This window comes from Clostridium sp. AF12-41, from assembly GCF_003461685.1.
In the GTDB taxonomy this organism is placed as follows: Bacteria; Bacillota; Clostridia; order Lachnospirales; family Lachnospiraceae; genus Otoolea; species Otoolea fessa.
The window spans coordinates 258,228-281,205 of the sequence record NZ_QTXO01000004.1; the positions used below are offsets into that span (position 1 = coordinate 258,228).

Annotated in this window: 20 protein-coding genes; 19 read left to right on the forward strand and 1 reads right to left on the reverse strand. The window is 49.3% G+C overall.

Going from position 1 to position 22,978, the window contains the following annotated elements:
* Positions 1–324 precede the first annotated feature (324 nt).
* From DWV73_RS08630 to nadA, 13 genes are all read left to right on the forward strand, one after another.
* On the forward strand, positions 325–825 hold the full coding sequence (locus DWV73_RS08630; protein WP_107000140.1) for a TRAP transporter small permease: 501 nt from the start codon (positions 325–327) through the stop codon (positions 823–825).
* Complete coding sequence (locus tag DWV73_RS08635; RefSeq protein WP_181357154.1) at positions 825–2,135, forward strand: TRAP transporter large permease; 1,311 nt, start codon at positions 825–827, stop codon at positions 2,133–2,135. The genes DWV73_RS08630 and DWV73_RS08635 overlap by 1 nt, the downstream gene beginning before the upstream one ends.
* A gap of 198 nt (positions 2,136–2,333) precedes the next feature.
* Positions 2,334–3,035 (forward strand): MgtC/SapB family protein, encoded by a 702-nt coding sequence (locus DWV73_RS08640; protein WP_117796433.1) that lies wholly within the window; start codon positions 2,334–2,336, stop codon positions 3,033–3,035.
* Between the two features lie 125 nt (positions 3,036–3,160).
* Complete coding sequence (locus DWV73_RS08645) at positions 3,161–4,600, forward strand: NAD(P)/FAD-dependent oxidoreductase (protein WP_117796434.1); 1,440 nt, start codon at positions 3,161–3,163, stop codon at positions 4,598–4,600.
* 2 nt (positions 4,601–4,602) lie between these two features.
* Positions 4,603–5,868 (forward strand): FAD-dependent oxidoreductase, encoded by a 1,266-nt coding sequence (locus DWV73_RS08650; protein WP_022359839.1) that lies wholly within the window; start codon positions 4,603–4,605, stop codon positions 5,866–5,868.
* The gene (locus DWV73_RS08655) at positions 5,868–6,230 is read left to right on the forward strand and encodes a DUF1667 domain-containing protein (RefSeq protein WP_117796435.1); all 363 of its coding nucleotides are present in this window, start codon (positions 5,868–5,870) and stop codon (positions 6,228–6,230) included. Before DWV73_RS08650 ends, DWV73_RS08655 begins: the two co-directional genes overlap by 1 nt.
* Positions 6,231–6,591: 361 nt before the next feature.
* Positions 6,592–7,404, forward strand: a complete 813-nt coding sequence (locus tag DWV73_RS08660; RefSeq protein ID WP_117796436.1) for an HAD-IIA family hydrolase — start codon at positions 6,592–6,594, stop codon at positions 7,402–7,404.
* A 1-nt stretch (position 7,405) separates the two neighbouring features.
* Positions 7,406–7,966 (forward strand): glycerol-3-phosphate responsive antiterminator, encoded by a 561-nt coding sequence (locus DWV73_RS08665; protein ID WP_107000135.1) that lies wholly within the window; start codon positions 7,406–7,408, stop codon positions 7,964–7,966.
* Between the two features lie 388 nt (positions 7,967–8,354).
* A complete protein-coding gene (gene pckA, locus DWV73_RS08670) occupies positions 8,355–9,959 on the forward strand; it encodes a phosphoenolpyruvate carboxykinase (ATP) (protein ID WP_107000134.1) in 1,605 nt (534 codons plus the stop codon).
* A 430-nt stretch (positions 9,960–10,389) separates the two neighbouring features.
* Entirely contained in the window at positions 10,390–11,934 is a 1,545-nt protein-coding gene (locus tag DWV73_RS08675) for a DNA methylase (RefSeq protein ID WP_117796437.1), read from the forward strand.
* Positions 11,935–12,483, forward strand: a complete 549-nt coding sequence (locus DWV73_RS08680; protein WP_117796438.1) for a hypothetical protein — start codon at positions 11,935–11,937, stop codon at positions 12,481–12,483.
* 426 nt (positions 12,484–12,909) lie between these two features.
* Positions 12,910–13,641, forward strand: coding sequence for a hypothetical protein (locus DWV73_RS08690; protein WP_117796440.1), 732 nt, complete (start codon positions 12,910–12,912; stop codon positions 13,639–13,641).
* A gap of 467 nt (positions 13,642–14,108) precedes the next feature.
* Positions 14,109–15,020: a quinolinate synthase NadA gene (gene nadA, locus DWV73_RS08695; RefSeq protein ID WP_117796479.1), complete on the forward strand. Its 912-nt coding sequence runs from the start codon at positions 14,109–14,111 to the stop codon at positions 15,018–15,020.
* A gap of 123 nt (positions 15,021–15,143) precedes the next feature.
* Here nadA and DWV73_RS08700 read toward each other — a convergent pair whose 3' ends face one another.
* A complete protein-coding gene (locus tag DWV73_RS08700; RefSeq protein WP_107000129.1) occupies positions 15,144–15,650 on the reverse strand; it encodes a flavin reductase in 507 nt (168 codons plus the stop codon).
* 431 nt (positions 15,651–16,081) lie between these two features.
* On the opposite strand from DWV73_RS08700, the gene DWV73_RS08705 reads away from it, so the two are divergent.
* From DWV73_RS08705 to DWV73_RS08730, 6 genes are all read left to right on the forward strand, one after another.
* The gene (locus DWV73_RS08705) at positions 16,082–16,357 is read left to right on the forward strand and encodes a transcriptional repressor (RefSeq protein WP_107000128.1); all 276 of its coding nucleotides are present in this window, start codon (positions 16,082–16,084) and stop codon (positions 16,355–16,357) included.
* Positions 16,358–16,534: 177 nt separating this feature from the next.
* Positions 16,535–16,849 carry a DUF6110 family protein gene (locus DWV73_RS08710; RefSeq protein ID WP_022359851.1) on the forward strand — a complete coding sequence of 105 codons (315 nt, stop codon included), beginning with the start codon at positions 16,535–16,537 and terminating at the stop codon, positions 16,847–16,849.
* 105 nt (positions 16,850–16,954) lie between these two features.
* A complete protein-coding gene (locus DWV73_RS08715) occupies positions 16,955–19,054 on the forward strand; it encodes a heavy metal translocating P-type ATPase (protein WP_117796441.1) in 2,100 nt (699 codons plus the stop codon).
* Positions 19,055–19,255: 201 nt separating this feature from the next.
* The gene (locus DWV73_RS08720; protein WP_117796442.1) at positions 19,256–20,023 is read left to right on the forward strand and encodes a prolipoprotein diacylglyceryl transferase; all 768 of its coding nucleotides are present in this window, start codon (positions 19,256–19,258) and stop codon (positions 20,021–20,023) included.
* A gap of 501 nt (positions 20,024–20,524) precedes the next feature.
* Positions 20,525–21,292 carry an adenosylmethionine decarboxylase gene (gene speD / locus DWV73_RS08725; protein WP_117796443.1) on the forward strand — a complete coding sequence of 256 codons (768 nt, stop codon included), beginning with the start codon at positions 20,525–20,527 and terminating at the stop codon, positions 21,290–21,292.
* A gap of 81 nt (positions 21,293–21,373) precedes the next feature.
* Positions 21,374–22,951 carry an aminotransferase class I/II-fold pyridoxal phosphate-dependent enzyme gene (locus DWV73_RS08730; protein ID WP_270224102.1) on the forward strand — a complete coding sequence of 526 codons (1,578 nt, stop codon included), beginning with the start codon at positions 21,374–21,376 and terminating at the stop codon, positions 22,949–22,951.
* The last annotated feature ends 27 nt before the right edge of the window (positions 22,952–22,978 follow it).

Sequence of the window (22,978 nt, forward strand, 5' to 3'; positions counted from 1 at the left end):
GCTGCGGAGAAGAAAGTATATCTGCCCGGGCTGTCAGAACAAAGAAGATTGTCTGAGGTCCGGGCAGACTTCCGACAAACGTATAGTGCCGGAAATATGAAACTGCTGGTAACTGTTCAGTAGGTCTGCGCATTTACTGCGCTGACCGTACGAAAACATGGACCAGCAGGCAAAAACCCCATTGCCGTAGGCAATTTTTAATGGATTTTTGCGCGTGACTGTGAAGGTACTGAACAGTTACAACTGCTGGAAAGATGGCTGTATGACAGAACAGTCGTCGGTTATGCAAAACTGACTGCCATTATGAATGCATGAGGATAGACTATGGAAAAGAAAAAAATCACACTGGGGTCGGTGCTGGTAAACCTGGATGCAATTATTACCTGCGTGACACTGACACTCTGTACAATCGTTGTAAACGCAAACGTCCTTATGCGCTATTTCCTGAAAAGACCGTTGTATTGGTCGGAAGAGGTCGCTACGGGGCTCTTCGTCTGGACCGTCTTTATTGGAAGCGCATATGCGTACCGTAAGCACGCACATCTGGGCGTAGACATCCTGATCAACATTCTTCCGGAGAAGATAAGAAAAGTTGTTAAGGTTATTATGGATCTTCTGGAGCTTGTTACTCTGATTATGCTGACCAGAACAAGCGTCCAGTATGTGATGAACACGATGGATAAGCTGACGAATACGCTGCGTGTTCCGAGCTGGTATATTTCCGGCGCGGTTCCGATCGGATTTGGGCTTTCACTGATTTTCTGTATTTACTTTTTGGTTAAGGATATTATCAAGGTATTTAAAGGGAAAGGGGGAAATAACTGATGGGACTCGAATTAATTGAACTCGTTCCGATTTTTATGGTATTTATTCTCTATTTCCTGGGAATGCCGATTGTATATGCACTGTTTGGTTCAACCTTCTTTTATTTTACATTTATTGATACAACCAGTAAAAACTGGCTGATCTTACAGAAGGTTATGACCTCTACACAGTCGTTCTCGATGTTAGCGATTCCATTTTTCGTTATGGCTGGTTCCGTCATGAACTACGGCGGCATCAGTGACAAGATGATGGATTTCGCGGAAGTGCTGACCGGTCATATGAAAGGCGGTCTGGCACAGGTAAACGTAGTACTTAGTATGCTGATGGGCGGATGCTCCGGTTCGGCCAACGCAGATTGTGCGATGCAGTCCAAGATGCTGGTTCCGGAGATGGAGAAGAGAGGTTACTCCAAGGCGTTCTCCGCAGCGATCACAGCGGCTTCCTCGGCTGCTACACCGGTTATTCCGCCGGGAGTAAACCTGATCGTTTTTACACTGATTGCACAGATTTCCCTGGGTCGTACGTTTGCGGCTGGTTATATTCCGGGTATTCTGATGGCAATCTCGATGATGATCGTTGTTTCGATTATTGCACATAAGAGAAACTACCCGACCACCCGTGAAAAATTCCCGTCTCTGAAAGAGATCGTGAAACAGGGTATTACCTCTTTCTGGGGTCTGTTCTTCCCATTTGGTATCATCCTGGGAATGCGTTTTGGCATGTTTACCCCGTCTGAGGGCGGTGCGGTAGCCGTTCTTTACTGTATTATTATCGGACGTTTCGTTTACAAGAAACTATCCCTGAAAGAGCATCTGGTTCCGATCCTGCTTGACAGTATCGCCGGTACTTCCAGCGTTGTCCTGATCATGGTTGCAGCGAATGTATTCGGTTACTACATGACCTGGATTAACCTGCCGAGAGTCGTGGCAACTGGTATGTTAAGCCTGACAACCAACAAGTGGCTGTTCCTTATGGCATGCAACGTAATTCTTCTGATTATGGGTATGTTCCTGGAAGGCGGCGCGGCGCTGATGATTATTACACCTCTGCTGCTTCCGGTTGCAAGACAGCTTGGAATCAATGATTACCACTTTGGACTGGTAGCGATCGTTAACATCATGATCGGTGGTATTACACCTCCGTTCGGTTCGATGATGTTCACGACCTGTGGTATCACGGGATGTCCGATCAGTGAGTTCCTGAAGGAAGTATGGCCATTTATCGTGTCCCTTCTGGTTGTTCTTCTGCTTCTGACCTTCTGCCCGTTCTTAATTACATGTGTACCGGATCTTCTGTACGGCGCAGCATAGAAACAGATTGACAAAACGTTAATAAATTGGATATAATAAAGCCTGTGAGATTAAGAGCAGAAAGGCAAACGTAGAAATACGGATGCTTTCTGCTCTTTTTTGTTCCATAAAAGATACCGGTATCGGTCATGGAAGAGTCTTGTGGAGCGAAAAAGAGCTGTGTTCTAGAAGCTTTACGGGCTTGCAGAGGGAGAAAAAATGGCAGTTTGGAAATGGATTGTGGAGACAGCGGCGACCTGGACAGCGGTCGGCATCTGGATTCGTCTGCTGTTTTCGCTGGCAGTGGGAATGTTCATTGGAATTGACCGTGGTTTGAAAAGGCGCGGTGCGGGCATCAAGACGCATGTGCTGGTCTGCCTGGGTTCAGCGCTTGTCATGCTGACGAGTGAATATATGTTCCGGACATTTCCGTCCGCGAAAGCGGACATGGCGCGGATGGGCGCACAGGTTATCAGCGGCATCGGATTTTTAGGAGTCGGCACGATCATGGTAACCGGGCGCAATCAGGTGCGTGGATTGACTACAGCGGCGTGTCTCTGGGTCTGCGCCTGTGAAGGACTGGCAGCCGGTATCGGATTTGTGGACGGTGCGGTTTACGGTCTGATTCTGATTGCGGTTACCTTGAAGCTCCTGACACGTGTGGATACAATGATTCATGAGCATGCAAAGGTGTTCGATTTCTATCTGGAATTTACCAGCAGCCGGTGTGTTGGGGCGTTCATGGATACCATGCGTTCCAAGGATGTGAAAATCGTGTCTTTTGATATTGCCAAGAATAAGTTAAAGGGCGAGGGTCCGTCCGCGACGATGTCGGTGGAAGTGCAGGACAAGTCGCTTCGAAAAACACTTCTGAGCGATATTCAGGCGATGGAGGAGATCCGGTTTGCAGAGGAGCTGTAGCAGCTAAAGGGTTCAGATGGGCTTACGCACGAAATGCAGCAGAAATAGGATGAATTGTCTAAACAAACAGGATAGTTGAAACGAGAACAAGAAAACATTTAGTATAAATAATGGAGGATCACAGTATGAACGGAAATACATACGACGTAGTGATTATCGGAGGTGGCGTCATCGGCAGCAGCATCGCCAGAGCGCTTTCGAAATATGAGTGCCGCACCGTGCTTCTGGAAAAAGAAGAGGATGTCTGCTCCGGCACATCGAAGGCAAACAGTGCTATCGTCCATGCGGGCTATGACGCAAAGACAGGTTCTTTAAAAGCAAAGCTCAATGTAAAAGGCAACGCCATGATGGGAGATTTATCCAAAGAACTCGATTTTGATTTCAAGCGGAATTCCTCCCTGGTACTCTGCTTCGCGCAGGAGGACCTCCCGGCGCTGCAGGCACTCTATGAGAGAGGCGTGGCAAACGGTGTGCCGGATATTTCCATTCTGACCGGCGATGAGGTCCGCAAGATGGAGCCGAACGTCAGCGGGGAGGTTGTGGCAGCGCTCTATGCACCGACTGGCGGCATCGTATGTCCATTTGGTCTGACGATCGCGCTGGCAGAGAATGCCTGTGATAACGGCGTTGAATTTGTATTCAACACAAAAGCAGAAAAAGTTGAAAAAACGACAGAAGGATACCGTGTGATAACCAACAACGGTGTCTTCGAGACAAAATATGTCGTGAACGCAGCCGGCGTGTATTCTGACGAGATCCACAACATGGTTTCGGAAAAGAAGCTTCACATTGTGCCGCGCCGCGGCGAGTACTGCCTGCTCGATAAAGAGGCAGGCAACCACGTATCAGCGACTGTCTTCCAGCTTCCGGGCAAGTATGGCAAGGGAATCCTCGTCAGCCCGACGATTCACGGAAATCTCTTAGTCGGACCGACCGCGGTGGATCAGGAAGATAAGGACGGAACCTACACGACCGCCGAGGGACTGGCAGAGGCATGTGAGAAGGCAGCCAAGAGTGTCAACAACATTCCGTTCCGTCAGGTCATCACTTCCTTCTCCGGCCTGCGTGCCCATGAGGACGGCGATGATTTCATCATCGGTGAGGCGGAGGACGCACCGGGCTTCTTTGATGCAGCCGGAATCGAGTCTCCGGGACTTTCCTGCGCACCGGCGATCGGTGAATATCTGGCTGGGATGATCGAGGAAAAAGCTGGATTTGGCAAGAATCCGAATTTCAATCCGATCCGCAAGGGCATCGTGAAAGCAGCACGTTTAAATACGGAAGAACGCGCAGAACTGATCCGCAAGAACCCGGCATACGGCGCAATCGTCTGCCGCTGCGAGACAATCAGCGAGGGGGAGATCGTGGATGCGATCACCCGTACACTCGGCGCACGCTCGATGGATGGCATCAAACGGCGCGTCCGTCAGGGTATGGGACGGTGTCAGGCAGGCTTCTGCACTCCGAGAGCGATGGAAATTCTCTCCCGTGAGACGGGAATCCCGATCACAGAGATCTGCAAAAACCGCAAAGGTTCCGAAATGATAAAAGGTGAGGAGGCATAACCATGATTCAGCATGACATTGTAATTATCGGCGGAGGTCCGGCTGGACTGGCAGCGGCAGCAGCGGCAAAGAAAAGCGGCGCAGAGGATATTCTGATTCTGGAGCGCGACAGCGTGCTGGGCGGTATCTTAAATCAGTGTATCCACAATGGTTTTGGTCTTCATACCTTTAAAGAAGAACTGACCGGACCGGAGTATGCGGCACGTTATGAGGAAGAAGTGAAAAAGCTGGAAATTCCGTACCGCTTAAACAGCATGGTACTGGATATCAATAAAGACAAAGAGATCACAGTCGTAAGCCGCAGCGAGGGACTGGAGCTCATCAAGGCAAAAGCGATTATCCTGGCGATGGGATGCCGCGAACGTCCGAGAGGCGCCCTGAACATTCCGGGGTATCGTCCGGCAGGTATCTACACTGCTGGTACGGCACAGCGTCTCATGAACATCGAGGGACATATGGTCGGTAAAGAGGTTGTCATCCTCGGTTCCGGCGATATCGGACTGATCATGGCGAGACGTATGACACTGGAGGGCGCAAAGGTTAAGGTTGTAGCGGAGCTGATGCCGTATTCGGGCGGTCTGAAGAGAAATATCGTACAGTGCTTAAATGACTTTGATATTCCGTTGAAGTTAAGCCATACGGTTGTGAATATCGAGGGAAAAGAGCGCGTGAAAGGCATTACGCTGGCACAGGTCGGACCGGACCGCAAACCGATTCCGGGTACCGAAGAGCACTATGACTGTGATACGCTTCTGTTATCCTGTGGTCTGATTCCGGAGAATGAGCTGACGAGAAATATGGGCGTGGCGATGAACCCGGTTACCTCCGGCCCAATGGTCAATGACCGTCTGGAAACAGGCATCGAGGGTGTATTTGCCTGCGGCAACGTGCTTCATGTACATGATCTGGTTGACTATGTATCCGAGGAGGCAGCGCTGGCAGGACAGAACGCAGCGAAATATGTGAAATCCGGCGAGACGAAGAAAGGTCACAGCGTGACACTCAAGGCAGAAAATGGCGTCCGCTACACGGTACCGCAGTCGATCGATACCGAGGCGATGGCAGACAAGCTGACGGTTCGTTTCCGTGTGGCAGATGTTTATAAAAACCGCAGCATTTCCGTTTATTTTGACGGAGAGCGTGTGAGCAGCCGCAAAAAACGCGTGCTGGCACCGGGTGAGATGGAGCAGGTAATCCTGACGAAGGAAAGTCTGGAGAAATATCCGGATCTGAAAGAAATAACCATTTGCACGGAGGTGGATGAGTGATGGAAGTAAGAGAACTGACCTGTATCGGATGTCCGCTGGGCTGTCAGCTCACTGTGACGATGGGAAATGACGAGATCAAGGTAGAAGGAAATACATGCCCGCGCGGCGAGGCGTATGCAAAGAAAGAGGTAACCAATCCGACGAGAATCGTTACCTCAACGGTACGCGTCGAGGGCGGCACGATCGAGAGAACAGCGGTCAAGACGGCTTCGGATATCCCGAAGGGCAAAATCTTTGATTGCATGAAGGAGATCCGCGCCGTGAAGGTGGCTGCTCCGGTGCATATCGGGGATGTGATCATTGATGACTGCGCTGGAACTGGGATTGCAGTTGTGGCGAGCAAGAATGTAGAGCGGGCGTAAGGAACCGTGAAGTAACTGTTCACAGGTAGGAATTTTCTGAACTGAAAATTCCGTACGATACAGTTTTGGCAGCAGATTTTGCCGATTTGGAATGCGCAGCATCGGCAAAATCCCGTTGCTGGGCACACGTGTGTGAACAGTAACACCGTGAAGGCGACACCGACAGCCCCGACATAGAGTACATGATGAGAGATGGGAGGTTGTACAGACTCATAGAAAAAGTTTGTGCAGCTTCCCATTTTTGAAATTGAAATATATGAAAAACCTGCTTGCATATTTGGGCAGGATTGGATAAAGTTGTTTTGAAGAAAATCTTTTTTACAGGTACATATTTACAGAGATAAATTACAAGGAGAGAGGCATGGAAAAACGTGAAATTTTAAAGGAGACAGAACTGTTTGTCCTCGATATGGACGGGACGTTTTATCTGGATACGGATGTGCTCGACGGGGCGTTGGATTTCCTGGAGGAAGTGAAGAAAGCAGGGAAGAGATATGTATTTTTTACGAATAATTCGTCGAAATCTCCGAAAACATATATTGACAAACTGGCAAAAATGGGGTGTTATATTAAAAGGAATCAGATCATTACATCCGGGGATGTGATGATTCAGTATCTGAAAGAGTATTATCCTGAAAAGAAAGTCTATCTGGTGGGAACGCCGGATCTGGAGGAGAATTTCCGTGAAAATGGCATTCTTCTGACAGGGGAGATGCCGGATGTGGTCGTGATTGGCTTTGATATGACATTGACCTATGAGAAGCTGGAGCGTGCCTGCACGTATATCCGCAACGGCGCTGTGTTCCTGGCAACGCATCTGGATATCAACTGCCCGACGAAGGATGGTTTTATCCCGGACTGCGGCGCAATGTGCGCGGCAATCTCCTTATCGACCGGAAAGGAGCCGAAGTATGTCGGAAAACCATTCAAGGAGACCGTGGATATGGTTCTGGAGATGACCGGGGCAAAGCGCGAGGCAATGTCGTTTGTCGGCGACCGGATCTACACGGATGTGAAAACCGGCGTGGTAAATGGGGCACACGGAATCCTGGTGCTGACCGGCGAGACGAAGCTGGAGGATGTACCGAAGGCGGATGTCGTGCCGGATGCGATTTTCACAGGGCTGAAAGAGATGGGAGAAATACTCAAGACTATGAGAGAAGAGGAAGCATAGAATGACAATGCTTGAATTACTGGAGGAATCTCCGATAATCGCAGCGATTAAGAGCTGGGAAGGGCTGGAAAAAAGTCTTAAATCTGAATGTAAGGTAGTATTTGTGCTGTTTGGCACGATCTGTGATATTGATCAGATTGTAGCGCGCATCAAGGACGCCGGGAAGGTGGCGATCGTCCACGTGGATATGATCCAGGGACTGAGCACCAAGAGGGTGGCGGTCGATTTTATCGCCCACAATACGCGGGCGGACGGTATTATCAGCACAAAAAATACACTGGTGGAGCGCGCGAAGGAGATGGGACTTTATGCGATCCAGAGAACCTTTGTTGTGGATTCGATCGCACTCGATACATTGAAAAAACAGATCGAAATGTTCCGACCGGATGCAGTCGAGATCATGCCGGGGGTGATGCCGAAGATTCTTAAGATCATGCGCGAGTACACCGATATTCCGCTGATCGCCGGGGGACTGCTGTCTGACAAAAAAGATGTGATGGCGGCCTTTGAGGCGGGTACGGATGCCATTTCAGCGACGAATGAAGCGGTGTGGTACGTGTGATTTTAAAACTTAAACGATTTAGACGCTGTGAGTGACAGATATATTTGAAATAATGAAATTGATAAAAAAATATCAATCATTTCGCGATTTCGCTTGATTTTTTACCATGAATGCATTAGAATGATGAAGTAATCTCTTTTGGTAAAAATAGATAAAGAGAAGAAAAGGCGAGTTTTCGCATTGTACAAAATATAAGAACCGTGAAAAGGTAAAGCGGTTGCAAACTATACACATGTACAGTGGGGGACACTGAAATCCCCGGTTCGGTGAGAAATGTCAGACAAAATTTAAGTCGAACGTCCGTGAGACTTGGCGCATGATTCTGGTCAGCGAAGCTGACAATTTCACACAGACGGGAGCCGCCGGATAACAGGAAAGGGGTATTAAGATGGCTAAGATCGATTTAAGCAAGTACGGAATCACAGGAACAACGGAGATTGTTTACAACCCTTCTTATGAGATGCTGTTTGAAGAAGAAACCAAACCGGAGCTGGAGGGCTATGAAAAAGGTCAGGTCAGCGAGCTTGGTGCAGTAAACGTTATGACAGGTATTTATACCGGACGTTCCCCGAAAGACAAATTCATCGTTATGGATGAGAACTCTAAGGACACAGTATGGTGGACTTCAGACGAGTATAAGAACGACAACCATGTAGCATCCAAAGAGACCTGGAGCGCAGTAAAGGATATCGCTTTAAAAGAGCTCTCCAACAAGAGACTGTTTGTAGTAGATGCTTTCTGCGGCGCAAATAAAGACACCCGTATGGCGATCCGTTTTATTGTGGAGGTTGCTTGGCAGGCTCATTTCGTAAAGAATATGTTCATCGTTCCGACCGACGAAGAACTGGCTGATTTCGAACCGGACTTCGTAGTATACAATGCTTCCAAGGCTAAAGTTGAGAACTACAAAGAGCTTGGATTAAACTCTGAGACAGCTGTTGTCTTCAATATCACAAGCCGCGAGCAGGTTATCATCAACACCTGGTACGGTGGAGAGATGAAGAAAGGTATGTTCTCCATGATGAACTACTACCTTCCGTTAAAGGGCATCGCTGCTATGCACTGCTCCGCTAACACCGACTTAAATGGCGAGAACACCGCTATCTTCTTCGGACTTTCCGGAACTGGCAAGACTACCCTTTCTACCGACCCGAAACGTCTTCTCATCGGTGATGACGAGCACGGCTGGGATGACAACGGTGTATTCAACTTCGAGGGCGGCTGCTATGCGAAGGTTATCAACCTGGATAAAGAGTCTGAGCCGGATATCTACAACGCTATCAGACGTGATGCGCTGCTTGAGAACGTTACCCTGGATGAGAACGGCAAGATCGATTTCGCTGATAAGAGCGTAACCGAGAACACCCGTGTATCCTACCCGATCGATCATATTCAGAATATTGTACGTCCGGTATCCTCTGCACCGGCAGCTAAGAACGTTATCTTCCTGTCTGCAGACGCATTCGGAGTACTTCCGCCGGTATCTATCCTGACACCGGAGCAGACACAGTACTACTTCTTATCCGGATTTACAGCAAAACTGGCTGGTACCGAGCGCGGCATCACCGAGCCGACCCCGACCTTCTCTGCTTGCTTCGGACAGGCTTTCCTGGAGCTGCATCCGACCAAATATGCAGAAGAACTGGTTAAGAGAATGGAGAAGAGCGGAGCAAAAGCTTACCTCGTAAATACAGGCTGGAACGGAACCGGCAAACGTATCTCCATCAAAGATACCCGTGGTATCATCGATGCTATCTTAAACGGAGATATCCAGAAGGCTCCGACCAAGAAGATCCCGTACTTCAACTTCGAAGTACCGACCGAGCTTCCGGGCGTAGATCCGGCTATCCTGGATACCCGTGATACCTATGCAAACGAGGCTGAGTGGGAAGAGAAAGCAAAAGACCTGGCAAGCCGCTTCATCAAGAACTTCGCTAAATACGAAGGCAACGAAGCTGGCAAGGCTCTGGTAAAGGCTGGTCCGCAGTTATAATGCCAGAAATAAATGGTAAATAAATCCAAGAGGTAAACTTGGTGAGATAGAAAACCTCCGGTTTGTTTGGATGAGAAATGTGATTCTCATTCGAATGAACCGGAGGTTTTTTTGTTTCATAGGAAATTACATCCTATGAAACAAAAACGCTCCGCGAGGATGCACACTCGCGCGAAGCAGAAACATGTCGCAAGCGACCGCGCGAGACGCCCGGATGTGCCAAGGCACATTTTTTATTGCTGCTGCAAAACACATGTTTGGATTTGAGTATTTCGTGAAGCTGATGGTTATGCTATAATAGAAGCACTTAGTGAGTTTTTAACTGGATTTTCATGTGTACGCTCGGAATCTTTCTGTGCTTGATTTTGTGAGATGATTTTTTACCAGTGGCGCTCAAATTTTAAATTCATAGAGAAGGGAGGATCCTGCCATGCAGAAAACAGTTTCCAGGCGCGCGTACATTGCCATTGATTTAAAATCGTTCTACGCATCGGTCGAGTGCGTCGAGCGAGGTCTGGATCCGTTGACGACGAATCTGGTCGTGGCGAATCCATCGCGGACGGAGAAAACGATCTGTCTGGCGGTATCGCCGCCGCTGAAATCCTATGGTGTGCCGGGGCGTCCCAGGTTATTTGAGGTGATTCAGCGGATTAGGGAAGTCAATGAGGAACGCCGCAGACGGGCGCCGGGACGCCAGTTCCGGGATAAATCGTGGAGAAATGATGAATTAAAGGCGGATCCGTCGCTGGCGGTCAGCTATCTGGTTGCGCCGCCGAGAATGGCGCACTATATGAAATGGAGCACGCAGATCTACCAGATTTATCTCCGGTATGTGGCACCGGAGGACATCCATGTGTATTCGATCGACGAGGTATTCATGGATGTTACGGAATATCTGGGAATTTACAAGGTTTCGCCGCGCGAGCTGGCAAAGCGCATCATCCGCACGGTGTTAAAGGAAACAGGCATCACGGCGACGGCGGGGATTGGGACGAACCTGTATCTGTGCAAGGTGGCGATGGATATTGTGGCGAAGCACGTGGAAGCGGACAAGGACGGCGTGCGGATTGCCGAGCTGGATGAGCAGAGTTATCGGGAGCTTTTGTGGACGCATGAGCCGCTGACTGATTTCTGGCGGGTTGGACCGGGCTATCAGAAGAAACTCTGGCAGGCGGGACTTCGGACAATGGGCGATATTGCGCGTTGTTCACTGGGAAAACCGGGCGAGTTTTACAGCGAGGAACTGCTGTACCAGATGTTCGGCATCAACGCCGAGCTTCTGATTGACCATGCGTGGGGCTATGAGTCGTGCACGATCGCACAGATACGGGCGTACAAGCCGCAGAGCAGCAGCCTGGGCTGCGGACAGGTGCTTCACTGTCCGTACACGGCGGACAAGGCGCGGATCGTGGTTCAGGAGATGATTGACGGGATCTCGCTGGAGCTGGTGGAAAAACGGCTAGTGACCGATCAGCTCGTTCTAACGGTCGGATATGACATCGAAAACCTGACCCGCCCGGAGATACGGAAAGTATACAAGGGACCGGTGACAACCGATCGCTACGGGCGGCGTGTGCCGAAGCATGCACATGGAACGTGGAATCTGCCGCGTGCGACTTCGTCCTCAAGCGAGCTTCTGGAGGCGATGGCGGCTCTGTATGATAAGATTGTCAACCCGGCACTTCTCATCCGCCGGATGTCGCTCTCGGCATGCCATGTGGTAAATGAGAAAATGGCGAAAGAGCGTGAACAGAAGGAAACATTTGAACAGCTTGATTTGTTTACCGATTACGCAAAGAAGGAAGCAAAAGAGAAGGAAGAACAGAAAAAACGCGAGCGGGAGCGCCGGATGCAGGAAGCGCTTCTGACGATCAAGAAAAAATATGGAAAAAATGCGGTGCTGCGCGGGATGAACTTTGAGGAAGGCGCGACCGCCAAGGAGCGGAACGGGCAGATCGGGGGGCATCAGGCGTAGATGGAAGATCAATATAGAGTGAATGAATTTGAAAACTTAAAAGGTGGACGAAGCCAAACCCAAAAAGGGCAGGAAAGTGACGCCCAGCGCCGCTACGGCGATATCCTCGGTCATTCTTACCCATTTCCCTTGCGCCATGCACGGATGCCGGTGGAGGACCGGGCGGCGCAGTTTGCCTCGTTTGCCGCACTGAATGGCTATGAGGAGGCGGTAGAGGAGGAGGCGCGTCTGACCGAGCGGGAGATCGATCTGGATGACAGCGTGCGTGAGATGATCAATCAGACGCTTGTGGAAGCGGAGGAGCAGCTGATGCGTGGCGAGACGGTTCGGCTTTCTGTGACCTGGTTCCAACCGGACGTGCACAAGGATGGCGGCGCTTACCGAACGGCAGCAGGACGATTGAAGAAAATCGACTATTACCGGCAAGTTTTGTGGTTGGCGGAAATAAGGAGTGGAAATCAGCCTGGACTTGAAAATATAGGCGGGGAGATCGCGGTAAATTTTCCACAGATCTGCCGTGTGGAGCTGATAGAAGAGGAAGTGGAGTGAAATGTTACATGGCAGCACAGTTGCTGAAGCTTTGTATGGACCTCCTGACCGGCAAAGGAAAATATCGTTACTGTTTACGGGTAGGCACTTTTGGAACCGAAAGTGCCGTAAGAAAACGTGGTGGCAGCAGGAATTGCCGTATTTAAATGCGAAGCCACGGCAAATTCCGTTACTGGGCACGTATGCGTGAACAGTAATAAAATATCAGAAATCCGTAAGAAAAAAGCACTTTTACTTTTGAATGAAATAGGGTAGACTGTTAGAACAGAGAAAACCAGATAGAAGAGCTGAATACAGAGTATAAAGAAAAATATTTCACTGGTTTTAGAAACTAAAAAGTGCCTGGGAAGTTTTGAAAAATTTCAGAGAAGTCCCTGGGAACAGATAGGGAGCAGGCATAAGAACAGTCGGAAGGAGATTCAAATTATGAAAAAAAAATCGTTATATATTGCGGGGATTTGTGCAGCACTGTCGGTAGGTGCGCTTGGGTGCGCTTCCAGTGCAAAAGCGGGCGATGAGGAGAATAAGACGGCTGTCGAAGATACGAAGGCAGCTGGGGAGACTACTGCAGCGGAAACCAGCGAGAGTAATACGGTTATCGAGAAAAACGCCCCGTCCGGTCCGGCATCCGGTACAGGAAAGAAGGTTTCATCCGAATTTATTTGTGTTTATGGTCCGGTTTCGGAGGTTACCAGTGATTCCGTCACGATTGACAATCAGTCGGGAATCAGCAGTGCCGGCGAGATGGTGATCACATTTTCACCGGAAACGCCGATTTTTGACGCAGAGACAGGCAATCCGGTCGATATGACCGAGGCGGAGACGGGAACCGTTGTATATGCCTACATCGGGGAGGCGATGACGATGAGCGAGCCGCCTATCACGAACGGACAGCTCTTCTTCGTCCATGTAACCGATGTGAGCGCCGTGCCGGTTTACACAGAGATCGAGTCGGTGAAAAAGAGTGCCGAGAATGATGATACCGTCTATGTGAAAGCAGAGGATGGCGTGACTTATACTATCAGCGCTGAGACACATATTCTGCCGTATTTAACCCGGAACATCGTGACCGCAGACGATCTGGAATCGGGAAAGAAATGCGCGATCTGGGCGGACGCGGAAGGAAAGGTATCGAGACTGGTGCTGTTTCAGCAATAAGGGCGGATGTGCATAAAGCGATAAAATTATAAATATGTCATGTAGATCGGACGGTTTGAACAGTGAAAAACACAGCGAAAAACCGTCCGATTTTTGGTTTGACTTTTTGTTGCACAGTAAAATACATTTGTGAAACAAAAAAATTGCATAAATGCATATTGGCTGCTCTGGTTGAAGCGCCGGAAAAGCAGACGTTCAGTCTGTATGTAGATGAATTGCTATATGACAAGACAGATGTAATAAAAAGTGTCAAAATTTCATTGACACAGCTTTTCTCTTAGAGGTATAATCACAGAAGTTTACCGTGTGGAAGCTATATGGACAGAGAAATATGGCGTGGCAAAGATGTCGGATACATAGTAAAGAAGAAAATGAACCGCAGCTGTCGGAAAAATGGTATGGTTTCTGTCAATCGATGGGGATTCGGAAGCGTGAACAGAGCGGTGAAAAAAGGAGAGGGAAAAGAGATGGATCAGGAGATAAAGCAGCGGATCGAGACATTAAAAAAAGAGAAGGATGCCGTGATTCTGGCACATTATTACGTAGATGGAGAAGTGCAGGAGATTGCCGATTATGTGGGCGATTCGTATTATCTGGCGGAGCTGGCGACGACGGTGCCGCAGAAGACGATCATTTTCTGTGGCGTGTCATTTATGGGCGAGAGTGCGAAGATTTTAAGCCCGGAGAAGACGGTTATCATGGCAGACCGGAGCGCGGACTGTCCGATGGCTCACATGGTTGAGGTGGAGAAGATCCGCGAAGTACGCAAAGAGTATCCGGATGTAGCCGTTGTCTGTTATGTGAACTCGATGGCGGAGATCAAGGCAGAATCGGATGTCTGTGTTACCTCATCGAATGCACTCAAAATCGTGAAAAAACTGCCGAACAAGGATATTTTCTTTATTCCGGATGAGAATCTGGGACGTTTTATCGCAAAAAAAGTGCCGGAGAAACATTTTATTTTCAATGACGGTTTCTGCCATGTACATAAGAGTATTCATGCGGAAGATGTAAAGAAAGCAAAAGAGCTGCATCCGGAGGCAGTTGTGCTGGCGCATCCGGAGTGTACCGGCGATGTGCTGGAGCTGGCAGATTTTGTCGGAAGTACCTCCCAGATTATTGATTATGCGACGAATTCGGATGAGAAAGTCTTCCTGATCTGCACCGAGATGGGCGTGTTCTATGAACTGCTGCAGAAGAACCCGGAGAAGAAGTTTTTCTCCGTAGGTCACCGTCAGTTTTGCCCGAATATGAAGAAGATTCATCTGGACAGCGTACTGCGGGCGCTGGAAAATCCGGAAGAGGAAGTGGAGATGGATGAGGCGATGCGGCAGAGGGCGGTTGGTCCGCTGGCGCGGATGCTGGAATTGGCAAAATAAAGGAATAAATAAAGACACAATATAAACAAATAGACCCAAAAGGATCATTCAAAGGATTCCCACAGAAAATGCTGCAAATCAGCGTTTCCTGTGGGATTTAAATTTTAAATGGAGCGGCTCTGCTTATTCAGCCACAACCGCTTTCACAATCTCCGCAATATACATATCATGATAGTCCTTCTCCGGATAGAACTTGCTGTCAGCGTCCTTATCGATAAAATCTGCCGGATTCATGGATGTGCGGTACATTTTGCGGCAGATGAGGATGGTGTCAGCTTCTTCAAATGCCGGTACGCCGTCGATGAAGACCGGGGTCAGGCCGGCTTCCTTGATTTTGTCGTGGTCACGGCCGGATACGGAGCCGCAGAGTTTGAGGGCATCGCGGTGTCCGTCTTTTAAAAAGCTGACGGAGAAGAGTTCTTCTTTGTCTATAAATTCTTTGGTGTAGCGCTGGGGACGGATATAGCAGGTAACAGCCGGTTTGCCCCAGAATACGCCTGCGCCGCCCCAGCTGGCAGTCATGGTGTTGAATTTATCCTCGGTGCCGGCGGTTAAAAGCATCCAGTCGGAACCGATGCGGGTAAACGGGTTAAAATTTAATTCTTCTGGCTTTATTTCTTTGAAGCTCATCGAAAAATCCTTCCTTTCCTGTCTGAATTGATTATTCTGTGAGTACCTTACCATTATCAGAGAAGAAAATCAAATATATTTTCGAAAATTCATTGACAGATGAGAAAAAAAGAGGTAGTCTTTAAATTAAGGTTAGAGACATCTAACTTGAGTTGCGGCATTCTAACCTGAGTTTGTTCATGCTAATTATGTTTTGTTTTTGATGAAACACAATATAATATGAGCACTTAGTGCGAGTCGTATCTAAGGACTTAATGAGGCTGAGCCAGAGGCAAAAGCGGAATTTAGTACTTGCAAAAAGAGTGGCAAGCAGAGTATGCTATATATTTTAAACGAACAGTTAGTCTGCGCTAATAAAAAGCCGGGTTGTGGACGGAAACGGCAGATGTGCGGAAAAATAATTTAGAAGATATGGAAAGAGAGATGATACGATGCAGCAGAGAGAGCAGATTATCAGCGAACTGAAGAGACGGGGGAAACGGATGACCGATCAAAGAAAGATCATGTTGGATGTGATCCTGGAGGGAAGATGGAGCAGTTGTAAGGAGATCTACTACGAGGCATCCAAGCGCGACCCGGGGATCGGCAAGGCAACGGTGTACCGGATGATTGCAGTGCTGGAAGAAATCGGCGTTTTAAACCGTTGCCGCCAGTATTCTCTGCGGAATGAGGATGAGCTGTCAAGTATAACTTCGGATGCCAGTTGATAAAAAATCTCAATAAGGAAAGTTAGGTTTGACTATCATGGGGGTAAGCTGTTACCATCTACTTGTACCTCAGAAATGAGTCATTAAACGCAGCTATATTCGCATTTGAAATGGAATAAATAGTTTTCAAAAATCATATGTGAATATAATTTAGATAATATCAGAGGAGGAGTAATCATGATGGACATTTTCAAATTAAAAAAATTAGGTTTATTTGCAGGCGGCGTTTTGTTCGGAACAGCAGGTGTTAAGATTCTTGGCAGCGAGGATGCAAAGAAATTTTACGTAAACTGCGTAGCAGCCGGACTTCGTGCACGTGATTGTGTGATGACCACCGCTACCAATATTCAGGAGAACGCTGAGGACATCCTGGCTGAGGCAAAGCAGATCAACGAGGCTCGCGGCTATGAGAGCTTTGGTGAGGATGAGGATTTCAACGAGACTGCTGAGGCAACCGAGGCCGCACCGGAGGCTGAGAAGGCAGAGCAGTAATAGCAACTCCAAGAATACATGAATCTAAATAACAGGGGGGCTGCCGCAAGATAGCATGGGATGCTGTCTCGCGGCAGCTCTTCTATAACCGGAGGAAGATGAATCATGAAATTCATTATAAAGCATGAAATCAAAGGAAGAATCCGTATCAGCCTTGCCCGGAAATTCCATACCGTGCGCGAAGCGGATGTTCTGGAACAGTATCTGCTTGGTCTGGACGGCGTGACGGCGGCTAAGGTGTATGAGCGGACAGCAGATGCGGTTATCTATTATAAGGAGGATCGGGAGGCGGTACTCGTACAGGTAGCGGCGTTTGATGGTCAGATTACCGAAAAACAGGAGATGGCAGTTAAAAGCAGCGGACGCGCCCTGAATCAGGAGTACAAAGAAAAGCTGATTCAGAAGGTACTGACCCGCTTTGCGACGAAGACATTTCTCCCGGCGCCGGTCCGTGCGGTATACACGTCCGTGCAGGCGATCCGTTATATCGTGAAAGGTATCCACTGCCTCGTATTTAAGCGCAAGCTGCATGTGGAGGTGCTGGATGCGACGGCGATCAGTGTTTCCCTTCTGCGCCGCGATTTCAATACGGCTGGCTCCGTTATGTTCCTGCTCGGCGTCGGTGAGCTTCTGGAGGAGTGGACACATAAGAAATCCGTTGGGGATCTGGCGCGGAGCATGTCCTTGAACGTGGAGAAGGTCTGGAAAAAAGTGGACGGGACCGAAGTCCTTGTACCGCTTTCGGATGTTACCGCGGGCGACGAGCTGACCGTCCATATGGGTACAGTGATTCCACTGGATGGTGTCGTAGTAAGCGGCGAGGCGATGGTAAACCAGGCTTCGATGACCGGCGAATCCCAGCCGGTCAGAAAAGAGCCGGGCAGCTATGTTTACGCAGGAACCGCGCTGGAAGAGGGAGAGATTACCTTCAAGGTAGAAAAATCCGCCGGTTCCACCCGTTATGAGCGTATCGTACAGATGATCGAGGATTCGGAGAAGCTCAAATCATCCGTTGAAGGCAAGGCGTCGAACCTGGCAGATGCACTCGTTCCGTGGAGTCTGGGCGGTACCGCGCTTACCTATCTGCTGACCCGCAATGCGACGAAAGCACTGTCGATCCTGATGGTTGATTTCTCCTGTGCACTGAAACTGGCAATGCCGCTTGCAGTCCTGTCTGCGATGCGTGAGGCAAGCCAGCATCACATTACGGTCAAGGGCGGCAAGTTTCTGGAGGCTGTTGCCGAGGCGGAGACGATCGTATTTGACAAGACCGGAACCCTGACCAAGGCAAAACCGGTTGTATCCGATGTAGTATCTTTCAACGGCATGGAGAAGGAAGAACTGCTTCGTATCGCAGCCTGCCTGGAAGAACATTTCCCGCATTCGATGGCAAACGCGGTCGTACAGGAAGCGAAAAAACGTCATCTGGTACATGAGGAGATGCACTCGAGAGTGGATTACATCGTAGCGCACGGTATCGCTACCTATGTGGGCGAAGAACGCGTCGTGATTGGAAGCCACCATTTCGTATTTGAGGATGAGAAGTGCACACTGCCGGAGGATGGAAAAGAGAAGTTTGAGAACCTTCCGGAAAATTGTTCCCATCTTTACATGGCAATCGGCGGACAGCTTGCAGCCGTTATCTGCATCGAGGATCCGCTGCGTGAGGAAGCACCGTCTGTCATCCGCCAGTTAAAAGAGGCTGGATTTAAGCGCATTGTCATGATGACCGGCGACAGCGAGCGGACCGCAGCGGCGATCGCGAAGAGGGTCGGCGTGGATGATTATTTCTCCGAGGTACTTCCGGAGGATAAGGCGTGCTTTGTTGAGGAGGAGAAGGCGAAAGGCCACAAAGTTATCATGATCGGTGACGGCATCAACGATTCACCGGCCCTGTCAGCGGCAGACGCGGGCATCGCAGTCAGCGAGGGCGCGGAGATTGCCAGAGAGATCGCGGATATCACGATCAAGAAAGATTCCCTGGATGAAGTCGTGCTTCTGCGTCATCTGAGCATGGATCTGATGAAACGTGTCCATGGAAACTACCGTTTCGTCATCAGCTTCAACCTAGGTCTGATTCTCTTGGGGGTGGCTGGTATCATCACACCGTCTATGTCGGCGCTGCTGCACAACAGCTCGACACTGGCGATCAGCTTAAAGAGCATGACGAACCTGCTGCCGGAGGAAGAGCGGGAAGAGGCGTAAGGAGTCCGGATACTGGCTTGATTAGCTTGATTGTATTCTCAATTATAAAATAAGTACAGTGAAACAGATGTAGAATGGGAAGAAAAAAGCCTGTTTTACATCTGTTTTTCTGCTATCTATTAACATTTGTTTTTTTATATAAATAATGCTATAATCGAAAAGCATCAGGGAACGTAAACTAAATAGGAGGATAAACCTTTCATGAAAAATGACTTATTCACAATCGGCAGCATCACGATCCACGGCTACGGTCTGATGATTGGCATCGGCATTATCGCTGCGTATTACCTGGCAGAGTACCGGGCAAACAAGCGGGGGATGGATGTCGATATGATCCTCTCGATCGCGATCTGCGGTGTTGTATGTGGAATTTTAGGTGCAAAACTTCTGTACTATGTCACAATCTTTGACGAAATTCTGGCAAACCCGAAGAAATTGTTAGATATCAGCGATGGATTTGTTGTGTATGGCGGCATCATCGGCGGCGTGCTGGGCGGCTATGTGCTGAGCCGGATCAAGCATATTTCCTTTTTCCAGTACGCAGATCTGGTCATGCCGTCGGTTGCGCTCGCGCAGGGCTTTGGACGGATCGGCTGTTTTCTGGCTGGCTGCTGCTACGGTATGCCGACCCACAGCCATTTTGCGATCGTGTTCCACGATTCGGACTTTGCTCCGAACAACATTCCCCTGGTTCCGACCCAGCTCATCTCAAGCGGTCTGGATTTTCTGCACTGCCTGCTGCTTCTTTATGCGGCGAAAAAGTGCAAAAAACAGGGGCAGGTGGTATCCCTGTATCTGATCTGCTACAGTCTGGGACGCTTCGTGCTGGAATTCTTCCGGGGGGATTTGAACCGGGGATCGGTCGGATCCCTATCAACTTCACAGTTTATCTCACTGTTTATCTTTGCGGCGGGCGTGGCGATGTTTGTGGTTTGTGGGAAGAGGACAGAAGTACCGTTAGAAAAGTAAAAATTTTTAAATGTCAACCCAAATAAAAATCATTCTTGACATTTTGCCAAAATTGCTGTATGATACCTCTGATATGGAAAATCTTAACATTTTAAGAGTCATCCATGCAAATATATCTGACCACCTGTGAAACAGGGAATGGCCATACGGACAGCCGGGTCAAATGCCGATTGGCAGTGCGAACTGCCCTATTGATTGAGTTAAAAGCTCAATTTTATAAGTTGGTTACTTTACAACCAGTGCTCATGCACATCAACTTGTAAAACGGTCAATAAGAGTGGTAAAAGTAGATATTTGCTATATAGACTCTGAATGTGAGATTTCTGTGGATAAAAAGGTTTTGCAGTATATGCGGTAAATAGAGACAAGGGAAGATTTCGTAGCTATACGGCAGATTTGTAAAAATAGAGTGAAGCAGAAAAAGAACGTTTTGCGGATGATGTGGAGACACATCATCCGCTTTTTTGATCAACACCAGTTATATTTCAGGAGAAGGAAGATATGGATCACAGCGAAAAATTAAAATTATACGGCTTTAATAACCTTACAAAGGCGCTTAGCTTTAATATCTATGATGTCTGTTATGCCAAGACACCGAGGGAGCAGAAGGATTATATTGCCTACATTGATCAGCAGTACAATTCGGAACGTCTTACCCGGATTCTAACGTCGCTGACAGATATGATCGGGGCGCGGGTATTGAGTATTTCCCAGCAGGACTACGATCCGCAGGGGGCTTCGGTCACGCTTCTGATTGCGGAAGACTCTATGGTGCCGGTGCAGGGGGAGACGCAGGTGGCGCATCTGGACAAGAGCCATGTGACCGTCCATACCTATCCGGAATACCATCCGGAGACCTGTCTGGCGACCTTCCGGGTGGATATCGACGTGGCGACCTGCGGGGAGATCACGCCGCTTTCGACTCTCGATTACCTGATCGGTTCGTTTGATTCGGACATCATCACGATGGACTACCGGGTGCGCGGGTTCACGCGGGATGTGGACGGAAAAAAGCTGTTTATGGATCGTGAGATCCGCTCGATTCAGGATTATATCTCCAAGGAAACGCTGCGGCGCTACGATGTGGTCGATATCAATGTGTACGAGGCGAATCTGTTCCATACCAAGATGATGCTGAAAGAGATCGATCTGCAGAATTATCTGTTTAAGACAGATGTCTATGAACTTCCGCCGACCACCAGGCTCAGTATTATGGAGAGCCTGCGGCGGGAGATGATTGAAATTTTCAGCGGAAGAAATGTGTTTTAAAAGAAATGCTTTTTGAGAGGAAAGAGAAGAGTTTGACTGGAAAATACCGCGAAAACCAGGGAAATTCGATAGAAGAAACGAATGAGTGATTTTCAGGAGGGACGGCAGATGGAAGAAGAGAGAAGAAATCTGGAGCCGGGCGTCGGACGGAGTGCACGGCGCAGAAAGGAAGCTTCAGGACCGAAAGAAACGGGGGGAGGCAGTCGAAGAGATGACGCGCTGACCCAGGAGCGCGCGCCGATCTATGAGGCGCTGGAAGCATTTCAGAAGATGCGCGTGGTGCCGTTTGATGTGCCGGGGCACAAGAGGGGGCGCGGCAACCCGGAGCTGACGAAACTTTTAGGAGAGACCTGCATGCGGCTGGACGTCAATTCCATGAAGCCGCTCGATAACCTCTGCCATCCGGTGTCCGTCATCGCGGATGCGGAGCAGCTGGCGGCTGAGGCATTCGGGGCGGCACACGCATTCCTGATGGTCGGCGGTACGACATCGGCGGTCCAGAGCATGGTGCTGACGGCAGTCAAGCGGGGCGAGAAGATTATATTGCCGCGAAATGTCCACCGCAGCGTCATGGGCGCCATGGTGCTTGGAGGCGCGGTTCCGGTCTATGTGAATCCGGCTGGCGATAAGAGACTGGGGATTCCTCTTGGAATGCGTGTGGAAGATGTGCGCCGGGCGATCAAGGAAAATCCAGATGCTAAGGCGGTGTTTGTGAACAATCCGACGTATTACGGCATCTGTTCGGATCTGCGCTCGATTGTAAAGCTGGCACATGAGCATGGGATGTTGTGTTTAGCTGATGAGGCGCATGGAACCCATTTTTATTTCGGGGAAAATATGCCGGTTTCCGCGATGGCAGCTGGGGCGGATATGGCGGCGGTTTCGATGCACAAATCAGGCGGAAGCCTGACGCAGAGCTCGATTCTTCTGACGGGTCCGGGTATGTCCGCCGGGTATGTCCGCCAGATTATCAATCTGACGCAGACGACGAGTGGTTCCTACCTGCTCCTTTCCAGCCTCGATATCTCCAGACGGAACCTGGCGCTTCGCGGGCGTGAGGCATTTAAGCAGGTGGTGGAGCTGGCGGAGTATGCGAGAACAGAAATCAACCGGATTGGCGGTTATTATGCCTATTCGAAGGAGCTGGTAAACGGCGACAGCATTTATGATTTCGATGTGACCAAACTTTCAATTCACACGCGCGATATCGGGCTGGCGGGGATCGAGGTTTATGATCTTCTCCGGGACGAGTACGATATCCAGGCGGAATTTGGTGATCTGGGAAATATTCTGGCATATCTGTCCATCGGTGACCGGCAGCGGGAGGTAGAGCGCCTGGTCAGCGCACTGGCGGAGATCAAGCGCCGGTTCAGCCGGGATAAATCGACGCTGATGGATTTTGACTATATTGACCCGATTGTGGCGATGTCGCCGCAGGAGGCATTTTACGGAGAAAAAGAATCTCTTCCGATCCGCGAGACAGCCGGACGTGTGTGCAGTGAGTTTGTCATGTGCTATCCGCCGGGCATCCCGATTCTGACGCCGGGCGAGCAGATTACGGAAGAGATCATTGACTACATTGCGTATGCGCTGGAAAAAGGATGTTCAATGACTGGACCGGAGGATCCGGGGATTGAGCGCCTGAATGTGCTGAAATAGATAAGCAGTAGATAGAAAGGGGAAAAT

Excerpts from the sequence above, each read along its gene's own strand:
- DWV73_RS08640 (WP_117796433.1), top strand. The coding sequence starts at position 2,334 with ATGGCAGTTTGGAAATGGATTGTGGAGACAGCGGCGACCTGGACAGCG.
- DWV73_RS08705 (WP_107000128.1), top strand. The coding sequence starts at position 16,082 with ATGCAGCAGAGAGAGCAGATTATCAGCGAACTGAAGAGACGGGGGAAA.
- DWV73_RS08730 (WP_270224102.1), top strand. The coding sequence starts at position 21,374 with ATGAGTGATTTTCAGGAGGGACGGCAGATGGAAGAAGAGAGAAGAAAT.
- DWV73_RS08650 (WP_022359839.1), top strand. The coding sequence starts at position 4,603 with ATGATTCAGCATGACATTGTAATTATCGGCGGAGGTCCGGCTGGACTG.
- speD (WP_117796443.1), top strand. The coding sequence starts at position 20,525 with ATGGATCACAGCGAAAAATTAAAATTATACGGCTTTAATAACCTTACA.
- DWV73_RS08645 (WP_117796434.1), top strand. The coding sequence starts at position 3,161 with ATGAACGGAAATACATACGACGTAGTGATTATCGGAGGTGGCGTCATC.
- DWV73_RS08635 (WP_181357154.1), top strand. The coding sequence starts at position 825 with ATGGGACTCGAATTAATTGAACTCGTTCCGATTTTTATGGTATTTATT.
- DWV73_RS08665 (WP_107000135.1), top strand. The coding sequence starts at position 7,406 with ATGACAATGCTTGAATTACTGGAGGAATCTCCGATAATCGCAGCGATT.
- DWV73_RS08700 (WP_107000129.1), bottom strand. The coding sequence starts at position 15,650 with ATGAGCTTCAAAGAAATAAAGCCAGAAGAATTAAATTTTAACCCGTTT.
- DWV73_RS08690 (WP_117796440.1), top strand. The coding sequence starts at position 12,910 with ATGAAAAAAAAATCGTTATATATTGCGGGGATTTGTGCAGCACTGTCG.
- DWV73_RS08630 (WP_107000140.1), top strand. The coding sequence starts at position 325 with ATGGAAAAGAAAAAAATCACACTGGGGTCGGTGCTGGTAAACCTGGAT.
- pckA (WP_107000134.1), top strand. The coding sequence starts at position 8,355 with ATGGCTAAGATCGATTTAAGCAAGTACGGAATCACAGGAACAACGGAG.
- DWV73_RS08680 (WP_117796438.1), top strand. The coding sequence starts at position 11,935 with ATGGAAGATCAATATAGAGTGAATGAATTTGAAAACTTAAAAGGTGGA.
- DWV73_RS08710 (WP_022359851.1), top strand. The coding sequence starts at position 16,535 with ATGATGGACATTTTCAAATTAAAAAAATTAGGTTTATTTGCAGGCGGC.
- DWV73_RS08720 (WP_117796442.1), top strand. The coding sequence starts at position 19,256 with ATGAAAAATGACTTATTCACAATCGGCAGCATCACGATCCACGGCTAC.
- DWV73_RS08655 (WP_117796435.1), top strand. The coding sequence starts at position 5,868 with ATGGAAGTAAGAGAACTGACCTGTATCGGATGTCCGCTGGGCTGTCAG.
- DWV73_RS08715 (WP_117796441.1), top strand. The coding sequence starts at position 16,955 with ATGAAATTCATTATAAAGCATGAAATCAAAGGAAGAATCCGTATCAGC.
- nadA (WP_117796479.1), top strand. The coding sequence starts at position 14,109 with ATGGATCAGGAGATAAAGCAGCGGATCGAGACATTAAAAAAAGAGAAG.
- DWV73_RS08675 (WP_117796437.1), top strand. The coding sequence starts at position 10,390 with ATGCAGAAAACAGTTTCCAGGCGCGCGTACATTGCCATTGATTTAAAA.
- DWV73_RS08660 (WP_117796436.1), top strand. The coding sequence starts at position 6,592 with ATGGAAAAACGTGAAATTTTAAAGGAGACAGAACTGTTTGTCCTCGAT.